The sequence below is a fragment of the Rahnella rivi genome, from assembly GCF_019049655.1.
GTDB classification, from domain to species: domain Bacteria; phylum Pseudomonadota; class Gammaproteobacteria; order Enterobacterales; family Enterobacteriaceae; genus Rahnella; species Rahnella rivi.
On sequence record NZ_JAFMOX010000047.1, the window covers coordinates 38,195 to 57,044 of the forward strand.

Here is an 18,850-nt window from a genome sequence, read left to right on the forward strand (position 1 = left end):
ACGTCTTGTTTAAATCATTTTCATGACAATTTAACATACTCTCAACACGGCGCTTTATGATTGTTTTCTCCTCCTTACAAATCCGACGCGGCACTAATGTGCTGCTGGACAACGCGTCTGCGACCATCAATCCTGGCCAAAAAGTCGGGCTGGTGGGCAAAAATGGCTGCGGTAAATCCACCCTTATTTCACTGCTAAAAGGTGAGATGAGCGCCGATGCAGGCAATCTGACATTTCCGTCCAGCTGGGCGCTGGCCTGGGTCAATCAGGAAACACCCGCTCTGGACGAGCCTGCGATAGAGTATGTTATCGACGGCGATCGCGAATTTCGTCAGTTAGAATCCGAATTACAGCAGGCCAATGAACGTGACGATGGCCATGCCATTGCCACGCTGCACGGCAAGCTGGATGCGATCAACGCCTGGACCATTCCGGCGCGCGCGGCCAGCCTGCTCAGCGGTTTAGGCTTTAGCCAGAATCAGCTTCAGCAGCCGGTCAAATCCTTCTCCGGTGGCTGGCGTATGCGCCTTAACCTGGCGCAGGCGCTGATTTGCCGCTCTGATTTACTGCTGCTCGACGAACCGACCAACCACCTGGATTTAGATGCGGTGATCTGGCTGGAAAAGTGGCTGAAAAGCTACACCGGCACGCTGGTGCTGATTTCCCATGACCGCGATTTCCTGGATCCGATTGTCGATAAAATTCTGCATATCGAGCAGCAAACGCTGAACGAATACACCGGCAACTACTCGTCTTTCGAACGTCAGCGTGCGACCAAACTGTCGCAACAGCAGGCATTGTTTGAAAGTCAGCAGGAAAAAGTGGCGCATCTGCAAAGTTATATCGATCGTTTCCGCGCCCAGGCCACCAAAGCCAAACAGGCGCAGAGCCGTATCAAAATGCTCGAACGCATGGAGCTGATTGCTCCGGCACACGTCGACAATCCTTTTCATTTTAGCTTCCGTTCGCCGGAAAGCTTACCCGATCCGCTGCTGCGGATGGAAAAAGTCAGCGCCGGTTATGGCGACACCACCATTCTGGATTCGATCAAGCTGAATCTGGTGCCGGGGTCGCGCATCGGCCTGCTGGGCCGTAACGGTGCCGGTAAATCCACGCTGATCAAACTGCTGGCGGGCACTATGGCGCCGCTTCAGGGTGATATCGGGCTGTCTAAAGGCGTCAAACTCGGTTACTTCGCGCAGCATCAGCTCGAGTTCCTGCGCGCCGATGATTCGCCACTGCAACACCTGGTGCGCCTGGCGGCGAAAGAAACCGAGCAGCAGCTGCGGGATTATCTCGGTGGTTTCGGCTTCCACGGCGACAAAGTGACGGATCCGACCGGGCGTTTCTCCGGTGGCGAAAAAGCCCGTCTGGTGCTGGCCCTGATCGTCTGGCAGCGTCCGAACCTGCTGCTGCTCGATGAACCGACCAACCACCTCGATCTGGATATGCGTCAGGCGCTGACCGAAGCGCTGATGGACTTTGAAGGCGCGATGGTGGTGGTGTCGCATGACCGTCACTTACTGCGTTCCACCACGGATGATTTGTATCTGGTTCACGGCGGTAAAGTCGAACAGTTCGACGGCGATCTGGAAGATTATCAGCAGTGGCTGGTGGATATTCAGCGTCAGGAAAATCAGCTGGATGCACCCTCGAAAGACGGTGGCGTAAACAGTGCGCAATCACGCAAAGACCAGAAGCGCCGCGAAGCCGATTTCCGCAACCAGACCCAGCCGCTGCGTAAGCAAATCACCAAACTTGAAACGCAGATGGAAAAACTGAGCACTGAACTGGCGGCGATTGAAGAACGTCTGGCCGATTCCGCGATGTACGACATCAGCCGTAAAGCCGATCTTACCGAATGTCTGCAACAACAGACCAAAGTGAAAGGCGCGCTGGAAGAAACCGAAATGACCTGGCTCGATGCCCAGGAACAGCTGGAAGAGTTATCAAAAGCCTTTGATGTAGAAGGCTGAGCTGACGGTTAAAAGCCGTCACACCGATAAAACGTGATTGTGCAGGAGCGACCAACGTGACGCAGCGATGCCGTCATCGCCCTGCACAACCTCGTATCAGGCTTTGTAAAAGGGTTTATCGCCCAATATGGTCGCGCGATGCATGATCCGCCGCTGCGGCAAATAATCGGCATTCGCATAGTGCTGCGTCACGCGGTTATCCCATATCGCGATATCATTTTCCTGCCAGCGCCAGCGCACCTGAAATTCCGGTTTAGTGATATGGCTGAACAGGAACGTCAACACAGCCGCGCTCTCTTTTTCACTCAAGCCGATAATCCGCGTCGTGAAACCCTCATTGACGAACAACGCCTTTTTGCCGCTGACCGGGTGTGAACGGATCACAGGATGCAACAACGGCGGATTTTTCTCCTTGGCTTTCAGCCATTGCGCGTGTTCTTCCGCCGTTTTCCGGTACTTAAATTCCTGGAATGATTTGGTAAAGTCGTGCTCAGCCTGTAAACCACTCAGCAATTGCCGGAATGGCTCAGACAGCGCCTCATAGGCCGCAATACCACTGGCCCACAGCGTATCTCCGCCTGAAGAAGGCAACCTTTTCGCGGCTAAAATCGCACCGGCTGGCGGTGTGTCGATGAAGGTCACGTCGGTATGCCAGTTGTCGTTGTCCGGCGGATTATCATCATGCGTATCCAGCACGATGATCTCTTCCACGTCCGGCGCGTGCGGATACACCGGGTGAATATGCAAATCACCGAAACGGGCGGCCAGCGCACGTTGCTCCAGCGGGGTAACCGGCTGATTACGCAAGAACAGCACCTGATGCTTTAACAGCGCGTGATAAAGCTGCTCGAACTGCGCGTCTGACAGCGGTTTACTCAGCACGACATTCTCAACCTGCGCGCCGATATACGGACCTAAAGGCGTGATCACCAAACGTTCGTTCATTGTTGTTCTCCATGCCACGGGGTCAGCCTGCGTTGCAAAGCGCGCAACCCGAGTTCAAGACTAAAAGCGATCAGTGCGATGACACTGATACCGGCAATCACCACATCGGTCGCCAGAAACTCACCGGCCGACTGCACCATAAATCCGAGGCCACGCGTGGCGGCAATCAGTTCTGCCGCGACCAGCGTTGACCAGCCGACGCCCAGTCCGATGCGGATCCCCGTCAGGATTTCCGGCAGCGCACTCGGCAATATCACGTAACGCAAAACCTGAATTTTGCTGGCACCGAGTGCCTGAGCAGCGCGAACCCGCACCTGCGACACACTGCGCACACCGGCCAGCGCAGAGAGCGCCACCGGCGCAAAAATGGCCAGATAGATCAGCAGAATTTTCGAGGTTTCACCGATCCCAAACCAGATAACCATCAGTGGCAAATAAGCCAGCGGCGGCACCGGGCGATACAGTTCGATCAGCGGATCAAGAATGCCGCGTACGGTGTCATTGAGCCCCATGGCGATGCCGACCGGCACACCAATGATCACCGCGGCCAGCAGGGCGATAACGATGCGCGTCAGGCTCGCGGCCAGATGCTGCCACAGCGTGGCATCCATAAATCCCTGAGGACTGCCGATCACGTACAGCTGATGCAAAACCTGCTGCGGCGCGGGTAAAAACAGCGGGCTGATGAGATGCAACGCCGTCACCGCCCACCAGACCAGCAGCAACACCAGCAGCGTGGCAATGCTCAGGCGCACATTGCGCGGCAGGCGAAATCGCCGCCGCGAAACGGTCACCGGCGAATCGGTTTTCAACGCGGAATCCAGGCTCATATCAGCACCTCGCGCTGCTGAAAGACTTTACTCAGCACGTATTCACGCTGAGCAATAAATTCAGGATCAGATTTGATTGCGCGGCAGTTTTCACCCCCGGCATAGCGCTGGCCGAAGTTGAGTTTCAGGCGTTCTACCACCTGCCCCGGCCCCGGCGACAACAGCAACAGCTCGCTGGCCAGGAAAACGGCTTCTTCGATGTCGTGGGTGATCAGCAGGATCTGTTTGCCCGTATCACGCCAGATGGTCAGCAGTAATTCCTGCATCTGTTCGCGGGTAAAAGCATCCAGCGCGCCGAAAGGCTCATCAAGCAAAAGCAGTTGCGGATCCGCCGCCAGCGCACGGGCGATACCCACCCGCTGGCGCATCCCGCCGGAAAGCTGCCAGATAAAATGCTTTTCGTAACCGCCCAGCCCCACTTTGCTTAACATGCGCTGCGCGATGTCCCGACGCTGAGTTTTCTTCACGCCAGCCAGTTCCAGACCAAATTCGACATTACTTTGAACGTCCCGCCACGGCAGCAAACCTTCGTGCTGAAATACCACGCCGCGGTCGGCACCCGGCCCGTTCACCGGCTTGCCGTCCAGCGTGATGCTCCCTGAAGAGGCAGACTGGAAACCGGCGATCAAATTGAGCAGCGTGGTTTTTCCGCAACCGGACGGCCCTAGCACCACCACCAGTTCGCCACTGGCGATCTGCAGTGAAATGTCTTTGAGTGCCGGTTTGCCCTGATATTCAGCCGATAAATGCGAGACATTTAACATAGGTTGCTCCTCAGGATTTCGGGCCGGACTGCACCGCTTTCACAAACTCACTGGTCACATAGTCGCTGTAATCATCGTCAGTCTGCTGAATTTTGCCCTGCTCCTTGAGGAAGGCCGCCGTATCTTTAATCGCTTTGTTCACCGGCTCGCCGAGCTGGGTAATTTGCTCGCTGACCGGCAGATAGCGGTTGCCTTTCACCAGACCCGGGATCTGCTCATCCGGCACGCCGCTCAGACGCGATAAGGTGTCGAGATTCTTTTTATCCTGTAACCATTTTTCAGGTTGCTGCAAATAGTCGCCCTGCGCTTTCAGTGCGCTGCGGGCAAAGGCGGTCACGACGTCAGGATGTGCTTTGGCGAAATCTTTACGCACGACCCACACGTCCAGCGTGGGGGCGCCCCATTGACCCACTTGTGCCGAATCAGTCAGCACTTTGCCGGTTTTCTCAAGCTCGTTCACCGCCGGCGCCCAGACATAAGCCCCGTCAATGTCACCCCGCGCCCACGCCGCCGCGATGGCCGGTGGCTGTAAATTCACAATAGTGACCTGCTTCGGATCGATACCCCAATGCTTCAGCGCGGCCAGCAGGCTGTAGTGAGTGGTGGAAATAAACGGCACGGCGATGCGTTTACCGATCAGATCTTTCGGGCCGTTAATGCTTTTCTTCACCACCAGCGCCTCGGAACTGCCGAGTTCAGACGCCAGCAAAAACACTTCTATCGGCAACTTCTGGCTCGCGGCAACGGCCAGCGGGCTGGATCCAATATTGCCGATCTGCACGTCACCGGAAGCCAGCGCGCGCAGCACGCTTGATCCGCTGTCAAATTTGCGCCAGTCCACCTTGGCACCGGATTCTTTGGCAAACGTATTTTCTGCCTGAGCGACCTTAGCCGGTTCCGCTGACGTCTGATAAGCCACGGTGACATCCGTCGCCTGCGCGCAGAACGCCGCCATACTCAGAGCGAGGGCCAGGCCACTTTTTTTCAATGCAGAGAGGGGAAACGTATTGAGATCGGTCATGGGGGTCAGCTCCGCGCAGGGCGTCATTGTGTGTGTTTGTCAGTTGTAGCGGAGGTGTAAAAATAGATAAAGTAATTAGAAATTATCTTTAATGCTTTTATGGAATATAAAACACCAACAAAAAGGCCTCGTTGCGGAGGCCATGGAAAACGCAGGAAAAAAAATCAGTGCCAGATTAACAGCACGCAGGCAGCGGTCAGGATACCCATCGCAATATTAAAGGTGTACCAGGCGCGACGACTGCGCAGCAGGCGGCCAATCACCGTACCGAAACCCAGCCAGATCACCCCGGAAACCAGATTCACCAAAAACATTCCGAGGCTGATACCGGCAATCGAGTGATTGTAAGCCGCGCCCGCCAGGCTGAAACTCGCTACCGCTCCCAGCCCCATCAGCCACGCTTTAGGGTTGAGGAATTGCAACAACCAGCCCTGATATAAGCGGATCGGCTTTGGCGGCGGTGCGCCGGTTTCCAGTTTTTCATAGGCGGAAGTGGCAATCTTCCACGCCAGCCACAGCAAATACAGGCTACCGGCGATCTTCAGGAACAGATGTAACGCGGGATACACCGTGATCAATCCGCCGACGCCAAATGCCACCAGCAGCAAAATACTTTGCATACCGAGCATAATGCCGACCATCAGCCAGAGTGAGCGGAAGAACCCGAAGTTAGCGCCAGAGGTGGTTAACAACATATTATTTGGCCCCGGCGTGATGGCCGCGACCCATAAAAAACCGAGCATGGATAAAAATAAACTAAGTTCCATTTAATGGGTGCTCCTCACCCGGTGTCGTGCGATTCAGTTGTGCGATAAGATTGAAGCTATCAGTGTGATATTGATCGCACAAGAGCCTGTTGAGAGAAAATTATTCATCTTATGTATGAATCCTTTCGCCCTTTGCGCGGGGCCAGTAATCCGCATATCCAGACGCTGTTACCGCGGCTGGTCAGGCGGCACGCAAAACTTAAACCCTGCTGGCAAAGACTGGACACGCCCGACGGCGATTTTCTGGATCTGGCCTGGAGTGAAGATCCGCAACTGGCGCGCCACAAACCGCGTATGGTGCTGTTTCACGGGCTGGAAGGCAGCTTCTACAGCCCGTATGCGCACGGCTTATTACAGGCATGGAAAGACCGGGGCTGGCTGGGTGTGGTGATGCATTTTCGCGGATGCAGCGGCGAGCCGAATAAACTTCAGCGAATTTACCATTCGGGCGAAACCGAAGACGCGCGCTTTTTCATTCACTGGCTAAATGAAACTTACGGTGAAATGCCCACCGGCGCCGTCGGCGTTTCTCTTGGCGGCAATATGCTGGCCTGTTATCTCGGTCAGGAAGGCGAAAACTGCACCCTCAGCGCCGCCGTGGTGGTGTCGGCGCCGCTGATGCTTGAGCCTTGCGCGTACCGGCTGGAGCGCGGTTCATCGCGGATTTATCAGCGCTATTTGCTCGGTCAGCTTAAAGGGAATGCGTCACGCAAACTGGCAAAATACCCCGGAACGCTGCCGGTCACCCTGACACAGCTGAAATCGATGCGGCGCCTGCGCGAATTCGATGACGCGATCACGTCGAAAGCCCACGGTTTTGCCGATGCGCTGGATTATTACCGCCGGTGCAGCGGCCTGCCGTTACTGTTACAGGTACGCACGCCGCTGCTGATCATCCATGCCAAGGACGATCCGTTCATGACGCCGGAGGTGATCCCTAAAGCAGAGGATTTACCGGCCTGCGTGGAGTATCAGCTGACCGAACACGGCGGGCATGTCGGGTTTGTTTCCGGCAGTCTGCGCAATCCGCAGATGTGGCTGGAGCAGCGCATTCCCGCGTGGATCGCCCCCTATTTAGAGAAAGAAGAACCAACAAAGGATGTAACGTTGTGATTATTCCCTGGCAAGAACTGGACGCAGAAATCCTCACCAGCGTGGTGGAATCTTTTGTCTTGCGCGAAGGTACCGACTACGGCGAACAGGAACGCTCTCTTGAGCAAAAAGTGGATGACGTGAAACGTCAGCTGAAAAGCGGCGAAATTGTGCTGGTATGGTCCGAACTGCACGAAACGCTCAACATCATGCCGCGCGGCCAGTTTCGCGCCGGGCAGGAAGAAACACCGCAGGACTGGTGAGTAAAAAACGTTCGCGTCATGGTTATTGTTAACCCCGGCCACTGACCGGGGTTAACCGTTAAATCAACGCCCCTCTACAATTTCACCGGCTTAATGTTCCAGATCTCATCCGCGTACTCCTGAATGGTACGGTCTGACGAGAAATAGCCCATATTGGCGATGTTGTGCAGCGTCCGGCGCGTCCACTCTTCCGGCAGTTTATACAGCTCATCGACTTTATCCTGCATATCGACATAACTGCGGTAATCCGCCAGTACCTGATAATGGTCGCCGAGATTCACCAGCGTATCGAACAGGTTGGTGTAGCGCTTTGGCTCGCCAGGGCTGAACACGCCGGTGGCGATTTGCGTTAGTACCTGATGCAGCTCCGCGTCCTGCTCAAAATACGTGTGCGGGTTATAACCCTGACGGCGTAACGTCTCGACCTGCTCGGTGGTGTTGCCGAAGATAAAGATATTCTCCTCGCCGACGTGTTCGAGCATTTCGACGTTTGCGCCGTCCAGCGTGCCGATGGTCAGCGCGCCGTTGAGAGCAAATTTCATATTACTGGTACCGGAAGCTTCGGTGCCTGCCAGCGAGATCTGCTCGGAGAGATCGGCTGCCGGAATGATCATCTGCGCCAGACTGACGCTGTAGTTAGGAATGAAGACGATCTTCAGCTTGTTACCGATACGCGGATCGTTATTGATCACCGCCGCCACGTCGTTGATCAGCCGGATGATCTGTTTCGCCGCATAATAGGCCGAGGCCGCTTTACCGGCAAAAATCACCGTACGCGGCACCCATTCGGCGTCCGGCTCTTCCAGAATGCGGTTATAACGGGTGATGACGTGCAGCACGTTCATCAGCTGGCGTTTGTACTCATGAATACGTTTGATCTGCACATCAAACAGACTTTTTGGATCCACCACGATATTCAGTTTTTGCGCGATATACAGCGCGAGCCGTTTTTTGTTATCCAGCTTGGCCTTACGGATGGCCTGCAAGAAACTCAGGTAATCCAGATTCTGTTTCAGCTCAGAAAGCTGACTCAGGTCGGAGCGCCAGGTGTGGCCTATCGCATCATCAATCACCGCCGACAGCGGTTTATTGGCCAGCGCCAGCCAGCGACGCGGCGTCACCCCGTTGGTTTTATTACAGAAACGGTCAGGATAGATATGCGCGAAATCCGCGAACAGCGACTGCACCATCAGATCGGAGTGCAGCGCCGAGACGCCGTTGACTTTATGACTCGCGATCACCGCCAGCCACGCCATGCGCACCTTGCGGCCATTGCCTTCATCAATAATAGAAACGCGTGACAGCAGGCCGTCGTCGCCCGGTATTTGTGCCGCGACTTCTTTGAGGAAGTGATCGTTAATCTGGAAAATGATTTCCAGATGTCGCGGCAGGATCTTACCGATCATATCCACCGACCAGGTTTCCAGCGCTTCGGTCATCAGCGTGTGGTTGGTGTAGGAGAACACGCGGGAAACAGTGTCCCACGCTACCAGCCATTCAAATTTATGTTCGTCGATCAGTAACCGCATCAGCTCAGGGATAGACAGCACCGGGTGCGTGTCGTTGAGGTGAATGGCAATTTTATCGGCCAGATTATCGTAGGTATGGTGGGTGGTGTAGTGGCGGTTGAGGATATCCTGCACCGTTGCCGACACCAGGAAATACTCCTGACGCAAACGCAGTTCGCGGCCCGAATAGGTGGAATCATCCGGATAAAGCACGCGCGATACGTTCTCGGAATGGTTTTTATCTTCCACCGCCGCGAAATAGTCGCCCTGATTGAATTTACCCAGATTGATCTCGTTACTGGCCTGCGCGCCCCACAGCCGCAGCGTGTTGGTGGCGTCAGTGTCGTAACCGGGAATGACCTGATCGTAGGCACAGGCGATGACCTCTTCGGTTTCCAGCCAGCGGGTTTTCACCCCTTCATGCTGAACGCGGCCACCGAAACGTACTTTATAACGGGTGTTGTAACGCTGAAACTCCCACGGATTCCCGTACTCCAGCCAGTAATCCGGTGACTCTTTTTGCTCGCCGTTAACGATGTTCTGCGCAAACATGCCGTATTCGTAACGAATGCCATATCCGCGCCCCGGCAGCGCCAGCGTCGCCAGCGAATCCAGGAAACAGGCTGCCAGACGCCCCAGGCCGCCGTTGCCTAATCCGGGGTCATTCTCTTCGCCGATCAGTTCTTCAAGATCAAAGCCCATTTCATCAAGCGCGCTTTTAAGATCGTCGTAAATACCCATCGCCAGCAGCGCATTGGAGAGCGTCCGTCCAATCAAAAACTCCATCGACAGGTAATACACCTGCCGGACATCCTGTGAGGTTTGCGCCCGGTTAGAGCGCAACCAGCGTTCAACCATACGGTCACGCACCGCAAATAAGGTGGCGTTCAGCCAGTCATGCTGCGTCGCGATAGACGGGTCTTTGCCAATAATAAACATCAGCTTATAGGCGATAGAATGCTTTAGCGCTTCGACACTGACTGTCGGTGAGTTGTAATTAAACGGTGAAGTCATAACGTTACATTCCCGATCAAGTTAGCTACGTTCAGGGGTTCAGGACAGAAGACGGTGATACAGCGTGAGATATTCCTGCGCTGCGACCTTCCAGCCAAAATCAATACCCATGGCGTGTTGTTGTACGTGTCGCCAATGTTTAGGACGGCTCCACAAAACAAATGCCCGGCGGATCGCACTTGCCAGCGATTTCCCCGTGGCTTCTTCGAACACAAAACCGCTGGCCGTTCCGTCAGCCAGATTTTCCAATGCACAATCCACCACGGTATCCGCTAACCCGCCGGTACGACGCACCAGCGGCAGGGTGCCGTATTTCAAACCATATAATTGCGTCAGACCGCAAGGCTCAAAGCGACTCGGCACCATAATGACATCCGCCCCGCCGATAATGCGGTGGGAAAAGGCTTCGTGGTAACCGAGCTGCACACCGACCTGCCCCGGATTGTCAGCGGCGGCGGCCAGAAATGCCTGTTGCAGCACCGCATCACCCGCTCCCAGCAGCGCCAGCTGACCGCCACGCTCGAGTAAATCCGGCAACGCTTCCAGCACCAGATCCAGCCCTTTCTGGCTGGTCAGGCGGCTGACGACTGCAAACACCAGCCGCGAGTCGTCAACGTCCAGCCCCATCGCCCGTTGCAAATAGGCTTTGTTAATGGCTTTGGAACGTAAATCATCGGCGTCATACCGCGCAGAGAGCAGCACGTCATCACGTGGCTGCCAGATCGCTTCATCAACACCGTTAAGAATACCGGTCAGCCGCCCTTCCATTTCCCTCAGCTGCAACAAAGATTCCATGCCGTAACCGAATTCCGGACGGGTGATTTCTTTAGCGTAGGTCGGGCTGACGGTGGTCACGTGATCGGAGAAATACAAACCGGCTTTCAGATAGGAAATCTGGCCGTAGAACTCCAGTCCGTGCATCTGGAAAAATTCACGCGGGATGTATAACTCATCCACGTGGTGCGCGCCAAACAGCCCCTGGAACGCCAGATTATGCACGGTAAAGACCGTTTTCACCGGCGCATGGCGGGCGCGGATATACGCCGACGCCAGACCGGCGTGCCAGTCATGGGAATGCACAATATTTGGCTGCCAGTGGTGATCAAATCCCAACGCCAGTTCGCACGCCATCCAGCTTAACAATGCAAAACGCAGATGATTATCGGCGTAAGCAAAGGAAGACTGATCGTGATACGGGCTGCCGGGACGATCGTACAAACCTGGCACATCAATCAGATAAATACCGACGCCGTCAAAATAACCCAGCGAAAGGGTGACGTACCCGGCGAAAGTATCCAGCGTACCGATTACCCGTGTTTCTCCGAGGCCTTTTTTGACATCGGGGAACGCCGGAATGAGCACGCGGACATCCGCTCCCTCAGCAATCTGCGCGGCAGGCAGTGCACCGGCGACGTCTGCAAGGCCACCCGTTTTTAACAGGGGGAACAGCTCGGAACAAACATGTAAAACCTGCATTCGCGCTCCTGATTATCCCGGTCATCCCGGCGATAACCGGGATGACGAAAAGTCATGCTTTCTAAGGTCTGTTTATAGTTTCGCCAACATTGCGCGCGTCACAAGCACAACGCCGCCTTCGGAACGGTAAAAGCGGCGGCTGTCTTCGTCGGCGTTTTCACCAATGACCATGCCTTCGGGGATCTGACAGGCGCGGTCAATCACACATTTGCGCAGACGGCATGAACGACCCACATTCACATCCGGCAAAATAATCGTTGAATCAATATTGCAGAAAGAATTGATCCTCACACGCGGGAACAGCACTGAATGCACCACCACCGAGCCCGACACAATGCAACCCCCGGCCACCAGCGAGTTCATGGTCATGCCGTGACTGCCCGAGCGGTCCTGCACAAATTTTGCTGGCGGCAGCGGTTCCATGTGGGTGCGGATCGGCCAGTCGCGATCGTACATATCCAGTTCCGGCGTCACCGACGCCAGATCCAGATTAGCGCGCCAGTAAGCGTCGAGCGTGCCGACGTCGCGCCAGTACGGAGGCAACTCTTCGTTCTGCGTAACGCACGACAGGCTGAACGGGTGCGCACGCGCCACCCCCTGAACCGTCAGTTTCGGGATCAGATCTTTGCCGAAGTCATGGGTGGAACTTTCATCCGCCATATCTTCTTCGAGGATCCGAAACAGATAGTCCGCATTAAAAATGTAGATGCCCATGCTCGCCAGCGCCATATCAGGGTGCCCCGGCATCGGCGGTGGATTTTGCGGTTTCTCGACAAAGCTTTTGATCTGATAGTCTTCGCTGACGTCCATCACACCGAATTCACTGCCCTCGGCAATCGGCACCGCAAGGCAGGCGACGGTACATTCACCGCCCTTCTGCACGTGGTCGATCAGCATGCGCGAGTAGTCCATCTTGTAGATATGATCGCCCGCCAGGATCACCACAAACTCGGCGTTATAGCGGCGAATAATATCCAGGTTCTGATAGACAGCATCGGCGGTGCCCTTGTACCAGTGTTCCGTGCTGTGACGCTGTTGCGCCGGAAGCAAATCCACAAACTCATTCATTTCTTCGTTAAGAAATGACCAGCCGCGCTGAATGTGCTGCACCAGCGTATGCGACTGATATTGAGTGATCACGCCGATACGCCGGATGCCCGAGTTGAGACAATTCGACAGAGCGAAATCGATGATGCGAAATTTACCGCCGAAGTGAACGGCGGGCTTTGCCCTGGTGGCCGTCAAATCTTTCAGTCGTGAACCACGTCCCCCGGCAAGAATCAACGCCACGGATTTCAGCGGCAGTTGTCGCGCCAGCATGACCGGGTCCCGGTTATCTAATGTCGCCATATCTGACTCCTTCGTTTTTATTGTGACCGGCTCTGTGGAGTGACATCTTGTAGGACACAGAGGGTTTTCGCTGCTGCCCGCCATTGCGAGCCTTCCATGACGCGTCGGGGTTCCTCATCAAAAAGCACGCTGTTGAACGGTGCCACCGGCTGCCAGTTTCCCGGCGGCAGTTGCAGATCCACGTCGTGCAAGGAAGCATTCACGATTAACAGCCAGCGGCGGGAAAGAAGGATTTGCAGCCATTGCTGCGGCCCCTGCTCCCAGTCGCCGGGGGTCATCGGCTGCCCCTGTTGATTCAGCCATTGCACGTCGTCGCCGTCCTCCTGCCATCGGCGGTTTTGCGTCAGTGCCGGGATTTTCCGGCGCAGCGCAATCAGCGCGCAGACGTAGGCGGTCAGGCTTTCATCGGCATTTTCCCAGTCGAGCCAGGTCAGCGCGTTGTCCTGACAGTAGGCGTTGTTGTTGCCCGACTGGCTGTTACCGTGCTCGTCACCGGCCAGCAACATCGGCGTGCCTTGTGACAAAAACAGCGACGCCAGCAGCGCACGCTGGCTGAGACGACGTTGCCGTAAGACTTCAGCAGACGCCTCCAGCCCTTCCTCGCCGTGGTTTTGGCTGAAGTTCTCGTTATGGCCGTCACGGTTTTCTTCACCGTTGGCCTGGTTGTGTTTCTGGTTAAAACTGACGACATCGCGCAACGTGAAACCGTCGTGCGCCGTCAGCATGTTGATGCTGGCGTAGGGTTCACGCTGCGCCGGGTCGAATTTGTCTGCTGACGCCGCCACGCGACCGGCAAACTGACCGATCGAGACATCGCCATGCAGCCAGAACTGACGCATTTCATCGCGCCAGACGTCATTCCATTCCGCAAAGGGTGCCGGGAACTGTCCGAGCTGATAACCGCCGGTACCGATGTCCCAGGGTTCGGCGATAAGCTTGACCTGCGAAAGTACCGCATCCTGCTTAATGGCGTTGAACAGCGGCGAATGTGCGGTGAACGCCGGCGTTCGTCCGAGCAGCGTCGCCAGGTCAAACCGGAAACCATCAACGTGACATTCGCGCACCCAGTAGTGCAGGCAGTCGAGCGTCCAGGCAATCACCTCGTCGTCCACCAGCCGCAGCGCGTTGCCGCAGCCGGTCATGTTGTTGTCAGTGCCGTCTTCGTTCAGCCAGTACCAGCTGGCGTTGTCGATGCCGCGAAACGAGATAAACGGCCCGTCAATATCAAGCTCAGCACTGTGGTTGAACACCACATCGAGGATCACTTCGATCCCCGCCTTATGCAGTGCTTTCACCGCCGACTTAAACTCACTCAGCGCCGAGACACCGCCCAGACCGCTGGCATAACGCGGGTCTACGGCACACGGCGCGAGCACGTTGTAACCCCAGTAATTGGTCAGCCCAAGACGTTGCAGGCGGGGTTCATCTGCGTGATGCTGTACCGGTAAAAGCTCAATGGCCGTCACCCCGAGATGTTGCAAATACTCGAGCATGACCGGATGCGCCAGCCCGGCATAGGTGCCGCGCAGTGCCGCCGGAATGCGCGGGTGCTGACGCGTCAGGCCGCGCACATGGGCTTCGTAAATCACCGTATCGCCCCACGGCGTGGCGGGCGGCTTATCCTCTTCCCAGTCAAAGTTTCCGGCAACGACAACGGATTTTGGCGCCACAACGGCGCTGTCGCGGTCATCCGGCGCATCAATTCCGCCGGTGAAGCGCGCGTTGTCGAGCAGCACGCCGTCAATGGCCCGTGCGCTGGGGTCGATCAGCACTTTTTTCGGGTTAAAACGATGGCCGTGTAGCGGATCAAAGGGCCCGTAAATCCGGTAACCGTAGCGCTGCCCGGCTTTGGCACCCGGCAGAAAGCCGTGCCAGAGATTGCCGGTGCGCGAAGTCAGCGGCAGATGCTGCTCGCTGCCCGTCTCATCAAACAGACATAACTCCACTTTTTCCGCATGCGCGGAGAACAGGCAAAAATTGACGCCGTTATCTCTGAGATGCGCACCAAAGGGCGCGGGCTGACCGGGCTCGAGCTGCTTCATTACGGCTCCCTTCGCAAATAAATCGTCGCCAGCGGCGGGATGGTGACGCTCAAAGAATGTTCGCGCTGATGCTGACTGATGTTTTCACTGTGAACATCGCCGGCATTGCCGACGTTGCTGCCGTGGTAGAAATGCGAATCGGTGTTCAGTATTTCGCGGTACACGCCCGGACGGCTGATGCCAATGCGGTAGTCATAGCGCGGCACCGGCGTGAAGTTGCTGATGACAATCACCTCACCGGCGTTTTCATCGCGGCGGGCAAACGCAAAGATCGAGTTCTCATGATCGTCAACCACCAGCCATTCAAAACCGCGCGGATTGAAATCCAGCTCATACAGCGGCGCATTAGCCTTGTAAGTCAGGTTCAGATCCCGCACCAGATGCTGTACGCCGCGGTGCCAGCCGTCAGGATTGTCCAGCAGATGCCAGTCGAGACTGGCGTTAAAGTTCCATTCGCGCCCCTGGGCAAATTCGCAGCCCATAAACAGCAGTTTTTTGCCGGGATGCGCCCACATAAAACCGTAATAGGCGCGCAGGTTGGCAAATTTCTGCCACGCGTCGCCGGGCATTTTGTCGATCAGGGATTTTTTACCGTGAACAACTTCATCGTGCGACAGCGGCAGAATGAAATTCTCGCTGTAGGCGTAAAGCACGCCGAACGTCATGAGATTGTGGTGATATTTGCGGTGAACCGGATCGAGCTGCATGTACTTCAGCGAGTCGTTCATCCAGCCCATGTTCCATTTGTAATGGAACCCCAGCCCGTTGGCATCCGGCGGCATAGTGACGCCCGGATAATCCGTGGATTCTTCTGCCAGCGTCACGGCACCGCCCAGTTCGCGGCCAATGGTCTGGTTGGTGTATTTCAGGAAGGCAATGGCTTCAAGATTCTCGCGCCCGCCGTAATGATTGGGGATCCATTCACCGGCTTTGCGGCTGTAATCGCGGTAGATCATGGAGGCCACGGCATCGACGCGCAGACCATCAATACCAAAACGCTCGATCCAGTAAAAACCATTTCCCGCCAGGTAGTTACGCACTTCATGGCGGCCATAGTTATAAATCAGCGTATTCCAGTCCTGATGATAGCCTTCACGCGGATCGGCGTATTCGTACAGTGCGGTGCCGTCAAACTCCGCCAGACCATGGGAATCACTCGGGAAATGCCCCGGCACCCAGTCAAGAATGACGTTCAGCCCGGCGTTATGGGCCGCCTCGACCAGCGCTTTGAAATCCATCGGCGTGCCGAAACGGCGGGTGGGCGCATACATGCCGAGCGGCTGATAGCCCCAGCTGCCGTCGAACGGATGTTCGTTAACCGGCATCAGTTCGATATGCGTAAAACCCATCCATTTGGCGTAAGACACCAGTTGTTCCGCCAGCTCGCCGTAGCTCAGCCAGAAGTTATCGTCAGTGTGACGACGCCAGGATCCCAGATGCACTTCATACACTGAGACAGGCTGATTCAGCGCATTGGCTTTCTTTCTGCTTTCCGAAAACGGCACGACGTCCGGCAGTTTACGCACGCAGGAAGCGGTGTCCGGGCGCATCTGCGCTTCAAAAGCATAAGGGTCAGCGCGCAGGGTGACGTGCCCGCGACAGTCGATAATTTCGAATTTATACAGCTGGCCTTCGTGGACGGCCGGGATAAACAATTCCCAGATGCCGTTTTCGCGGCGCTGACGCATCGGATGACGGCGGCCATCCCAGAAATTGAATTCACCCACCACCGAAATACGCTGGGCGTTGGGTGCCCAGACGGCAAAACTGACGCCCGCAACGTTATCGAGCGTTTGCGGATGTGCGCCGAGCTTTTCGTAAGGACGCAGGTGCTTGCCTTCGGACAACAGCCAGATATCCAGCTCCTGCAACAGCGTGCCAAACCGGTAAGGGTCGTCAATCACCTGGGTGTTTTCGCCCCAGCGTACTTCCAGCTGATAGCGGAAAGCATTTTTACGGCGTGGCATCAGCCCGACAAAAAAACCGCGATCGTCGGTACGGCGCAGTTCAACAACTTTTTTACCTTTATCTGCATCAATCACCCAAACCTGATCGGCATCCGGAAGCAGCGCACGCACTTCCAGTCCGGCGGTCACGGTGTGCATTCCCAGCAGAGAAAAAGGATCAGCGTAGTGACCCGATATAATTTGATTAATGACGTGCTGATCGGGAAGTACAGACATGAATTTCGTCCTATGATTAATTAAATCAATAAATCCAATAAAATCATTCAGGTGCCAAATACGAAACGTAACCCCAGTTTGCTCCCCTTTTTATCGTGGCTTTGTGATCTCATCTGGTTTCAGTTTTGCCAAATAGTGCGCGATAACGCGTTTGCTCACACTTTCTAAATAAGTGTCTGTTTCAGCTTCTCAAAGAGGCAGAGCTCTTCTACTAAGCATAGACAAAGGTTGAATAAATCAGTGGGAAGAAACCGAGGAATTTTGCTCAAAATGAAATACAGAGAGATGCGCTGGCAAAATGCGGATAAACGGTGAAGTGGTTGATGACTGGAATAAAAACGGGACACCGTGCTGGCATCCCGTGGGTAAATCATAAAGATGAAAACAAGACAGTTTTCAACATACAGGCCTGTTAGAGCAAAATACGCAGCATACGGCGTAAAGGCTCTGCCGCGCCCCACAACAACTGGTCGCCGACGGTAAACGCAGACAGGTATTGCGGGCCCATATTCAGTTTACGCAGACGTCCAACCGGGGTGTTCATGGTGCCCGTAACCGCCGCAGGCGTCAGTTCACGCATCGACAGTTCACGGTCATTTGGGATCACGCGAACCCAGTCGTTGTGCGTCGCCAGCATTTGCTCAATCTCAGGGATCGACACGTCTTTTTTCAGCTTCAGCGTGAATGCCTGGCTGTGGCAGCGCAACGCGCCGATACGGACACACAAGCCGTCCACCGGAATGATGCTTGAGGTGCCGAGAATTTTGTTGGTTTCTGCCTGACCTTTCCACTCTTCTTTGGTCTGGCCGTTATCCAGCTGTTTGTCGATCCACGGGATCAGACCGCCCGCCAGCGGAACACCGAAGTTATCGGTTGGCAGCGTGCCACTGCGGGTCAGCGCGGTGACTTTACGTTCGATATCCAGAATGGCAGAGGCCGGATTTTCCAGCTCTTTCGCCACGCTGTTGTGCAGCATGCCCATTTGGGTCAGCAGTTCACGCATGTGGCGCGCACCACCGCCGGATGCCGCCTGATAAGTGGCAACCGAAGCCCACTCGATCAGGTCATTGGCAAACAGGCCGCCGAGAGACATCAGCATCAGGCTGACGGTACAGTTACCGCCCACAAAGGTTTTGATGCCTTTGTCGATGCCCTGGTGGATCACCGCGCTGTTCACCGGGTCGAGGATGATTATCGCGTCATCCTTCATTCTCAGAGAGGATGCTGCGTCGATCCAGTAGCCGGACCAACCGATTTCACGCAGCTTAGGATAGATTTCATTGGTATAATCGCCGCCCTGACAGGTGATAATAATGTCCAGCGCGCTCAGTGCATCCAGATCATAGGCATCCTGTAAGGTGCCACTCTGGCCCGTAAAGTCTGGAGCGGCCTGGCCATGCTGAGAGGTCGAAAAGAATACCGGACGGATAGCGTCGAAATCGCGTTCTTCAATCATGCGTTGCATGAGTACAGAACCGACCATCCCGCGCCAGCCAACGAAACCTACATTTTTCATAATATCTGTCCTGCCCTGAGGGTGATAACTGCTTAAAACGGCTTGAACGCGCGTTTGCACTAAGACAGTGCCTGTTTTCATGTACTCTGCCCCGTTAACGCGC

At 55.5% G+C, this 18,850-nt stretch carries 14 protein-coding genes; 3 read left to right on the forward strand and 11 right to left on the reverse strand.

From position 1 onward, the window contains the following. Window positions 1-56 precede the first annotated feature (56 nt). On the forward strand, window positions 57-1,976 hold the full coding sequence (locus J1779_RS04220; RefSeq protein WP_217202932.1) for an ABC transporter ATP-binding protein: 1,920 nt from the start codon (window positions 57-59) through the stop codon (window positions 1,974-1,976). Between the two features lie 96 nt (window positions 1,977-2,072). On the opposite strand, the gene tauD is transcribed toward J1779_RS04220, so the two are convergent. The 5 genes from tauD to J1779_RS04245 form a co-directional block, all read right to left on the reverse strand. Beyond that, the gene (tauD, locus tag J1779_RS04225; RefSeq protein ID WP_056775219.1) at window positions 2,073-2,921 is read right to left on the reverse strand and encodes a taurine dioxygenase; all 849 of its coding nucleotides are present in this window, start codon (window positions 2,919-2,921) and stop codon (window positions 2,073-2,075) included. Further along, window positions 2,918-3,751 (reverse strand): taurine ABC transporter permease TauC, encoded by an 834-nt coding sequence (tauC, locus tag J1779_RS04230; protein WP_183849679.1) that lies wholly within the window; start codon window positions 3,749-3,751, stop codon window positions 2,918-2,920. Before tauC ends, tauD begins: the two co-directional genes overlap by 4 nt. Beyond that, window positions 3,748-4,515, reverse strand: coding sequence for a taurine ABC transporter ATP-binding subunit (gene tauB / locus J1779_RS04235; protein ID WP_136375002.1), 768 nt, complete (start codon window positions 4,513-4,515; stop codon window positions 3,748-3,750). The genes tauC and tauB overlap by 4 nt, the downstream gene beginning before the upstream one ends. Window positions 4,516-4,525: 10 nt before the next feature. Further along, complete coding sequence (tauA, locus tag J1779_RS04240) at window positions 4,526-5,536, reverse strand: taurine ABC transporter substrate-binding protein (protein ID WP_183849681.1); 1,011 nt, start codon at window positions 5,534-5,536, stop codon at window positions 4,526-4,528. A 164-nt stretch (window positions 5,537-5,700) separates the two neighbouring features. Further along, window positions 5,701-6,303, reverse strand: coding sequence for a LysE family translocator (locus J1779_RS04245; RefSeq protein WP_056775230.1), 603 nt, complete (start codon window positions 6,301-6,303; stop codon window positions 5,701-5,703). 111 nt (window positions 6,304-6,414) lie between these two features. Here J1779_RS04245 and J1779_RS04250 point away from each other — a divergent pair, with 111 nt between their 5' ends. Together J1779_RS04250 and J1779_RS04255 are read left to right on the forward strand one after the other, a co-directional pair. Further along, window positions 6,415-7,416, forward strand: a complete 1,002-nt coding sequence (locus J1779_RS04250) for a hydrolase (RefSeq protein WP_056775233.1) — start codon at window positions 6,415-6,417, stop codon at window positions 7,414-7,416. Further along, a complete protein-coding gene (locus tag J1779_RS04255; protein WP_056775236.1) occupies window positions 7,413-7,658 on the forward strand; it encodes a YheU family protein in 246 nt (81 codons plus the stop codon). Before J1779_RS04250 ends, J1779_RS04255 begins: the two co-directional genes overlap by 4 nt. 74 nt (window positions 7,659-7,732) lie before the next feature. Here the strand turns inward: J1779_RS04255 and glgP are convergent, their stop codons facing one another. The 6 genes from glgP to asd all read right to left on the reverse strand — a co-directional run bounded on the left by glgP (window position 7,733) and on the right by asd (window position 18,747). Then, window positions 7,733-10,180 carry a glycogen phosphorylase gene (glgP, locus tag J1779_RS04260; RefSeq protein WP_056775239.1) on the reverse strand — a complete coding sequence of 816 codons (2,448 nt, stop codon included), beginning with the start codon at window positions 10,178-10,180 and terminating at the stop codon, window positions 7,733-7,735. Window positions 10,181-10,219: 39 nt separating this feature from the next. Then, window positions 10,220-11,656 carry a glycogen synthase GlgA gene (gene glgA / locus J1779_RS04265; protein WP_056775242.1) on the reverse strand — a complete coding sequence of 479 codons (1,437 nt, stop codon included), beginning with the start codon at window positions 11,654-11,656 and terminating at the stop codon, window positions 10,220-10,222. A gap of 72 nt (window positions 11,657-11,728) precedes the next feature. Beyond that, window positions 11,729-13,006: a glucose-1-phosphate adenylyltransferase gene (gene glgC, locus J1779_RS04270; protein WP_217202933.1), complete on the reverse strand. Its 1,278-nt coding sequence runs from the start codon at window positions 13,004-13,006 to the stop codon at window positions 11,729-11,731. A 17-nt stretch (window positions 13,007-13,023) separates the two neighbouring features. Continuing rightward, complete coding sequence (gene glgX, locus J1779_RS04275) at window positions 13,024-15,048, reverse strand: glycogen debranching protein GlgX (protein WP_217202934.1); 2,025 nt, start codon at window positions 15,046-15,048, stop codon at window positions 13,024-13,026. Beyond that, complete coding sequence (gene glgB / locus J1779_RS04280; protein WP_217202935.1) at window positions 15,048-17,231, reverse strand: 1,4-alpha-glucan branching enzyme; 2,184 nt, start codon at window positions 17,229-17,231, stop codon at window positions 15,048-15,050. The genes glgX and glgB overlap by 1 nt, the downstream gene beginning before the upstream one ends. 412 nt (window positions 17,232-17,643) lie before the next feature. Continuing rightward, entirely contained in the window at window positions 17,644-18,747 is a 1,104-nt protein-coding gene (gene asd / locus J1779_RS04285; protein WP_056775255.1) for an aspartate-semialdehyde dehydrogenase, read from the reverse strand. Between the last annotated feature and the right edge of the window lie 103 nt (window positions 18,748-18,850).

Coding starts and splice junctions, on each gene's coding strand:
- tauD (WP_056775219.1), bottom strand. CDS start 2,921: ATGAACGAACGTTTGGTGATCACGCCTTTAGGTCCGTATATCGGCGCG.
- glgP (WP_056775239.1), bottom strand. CDS start 10,180: ATGACTTCACCGTTTAATTACAACTCACCGACAGTCAGTGTCGAAGCG.
- glgA (WP_056775242.1), bottom strand. CDS start 11,656: ATGCAGGTTTTACATGTTTGTTCCGAGCTGTTCCCCCTGTTAAAAACG.
- asd (WP_056775255.1), bottom strand. CDS start 18,747: ATGAAAAATGTAGGTTTCGTTGGCTGGCGCGGGATGGTCGGTTCTGTA.
- tauB (WP_136375002.1), bottom strand. CDS start 4,515: ATGTTAAATGTCTCGCATTTATCGGCTGAATATCAGGGCAAACCGGCA.
- J1779_RS04220 (WP_217202932.1), top strand. CDS start 57: ATGATTGTTTTCTCCTCCTTACAAATCCGACGCGGCACTAATGTGCTG.
- glgC (WP_217202933.1), bottom strand. CDS start 13,006: ATGGCGACATTAGATAACCGGGACCCGGTCATGCTGGCGCGACAACTG.
- tauA (WP_183849681.1), bottom strand. CDS start 5,536: ATGACCGATCTCAATACGTTTCCCCTCTCTGCATTGAAAAAAAGTGGC.
- tauC (WP_183849679.1), bottom strand. CDS start 3,751: ATGAGCCTGGATTCCGCGTTGAAAACCGATTCGCCGGTGACCGTTTCG.
- J1779_RS04245 (WP_056775230.1), bottom strand. CDS start 6,303: ATGGAACTTAGTTTATTTTTATCCATGCTCGGTTTTTTATGGGTCGCG.
- glgX (WP_217202934.1), bottom strand. CDS start 15,048: ATGAAGCAGCTCGAGCCCGGTCAGCCCGCGCCCTTTGGTGCGCATCTC.
- J1779_RS04250 (WP_056775233.1), top strand. CDS start 6,415: ATGTATGAATCCTTTCGCCCTTTGCGCGGGGCCAGTAATCCGCATATC.
- glgB (WP_217202935.1), bottom strand. CDS start 17,231: ATGTCTGTACTTCCCGATCAGCACGTCATTAATCAAATTATATCGGGT.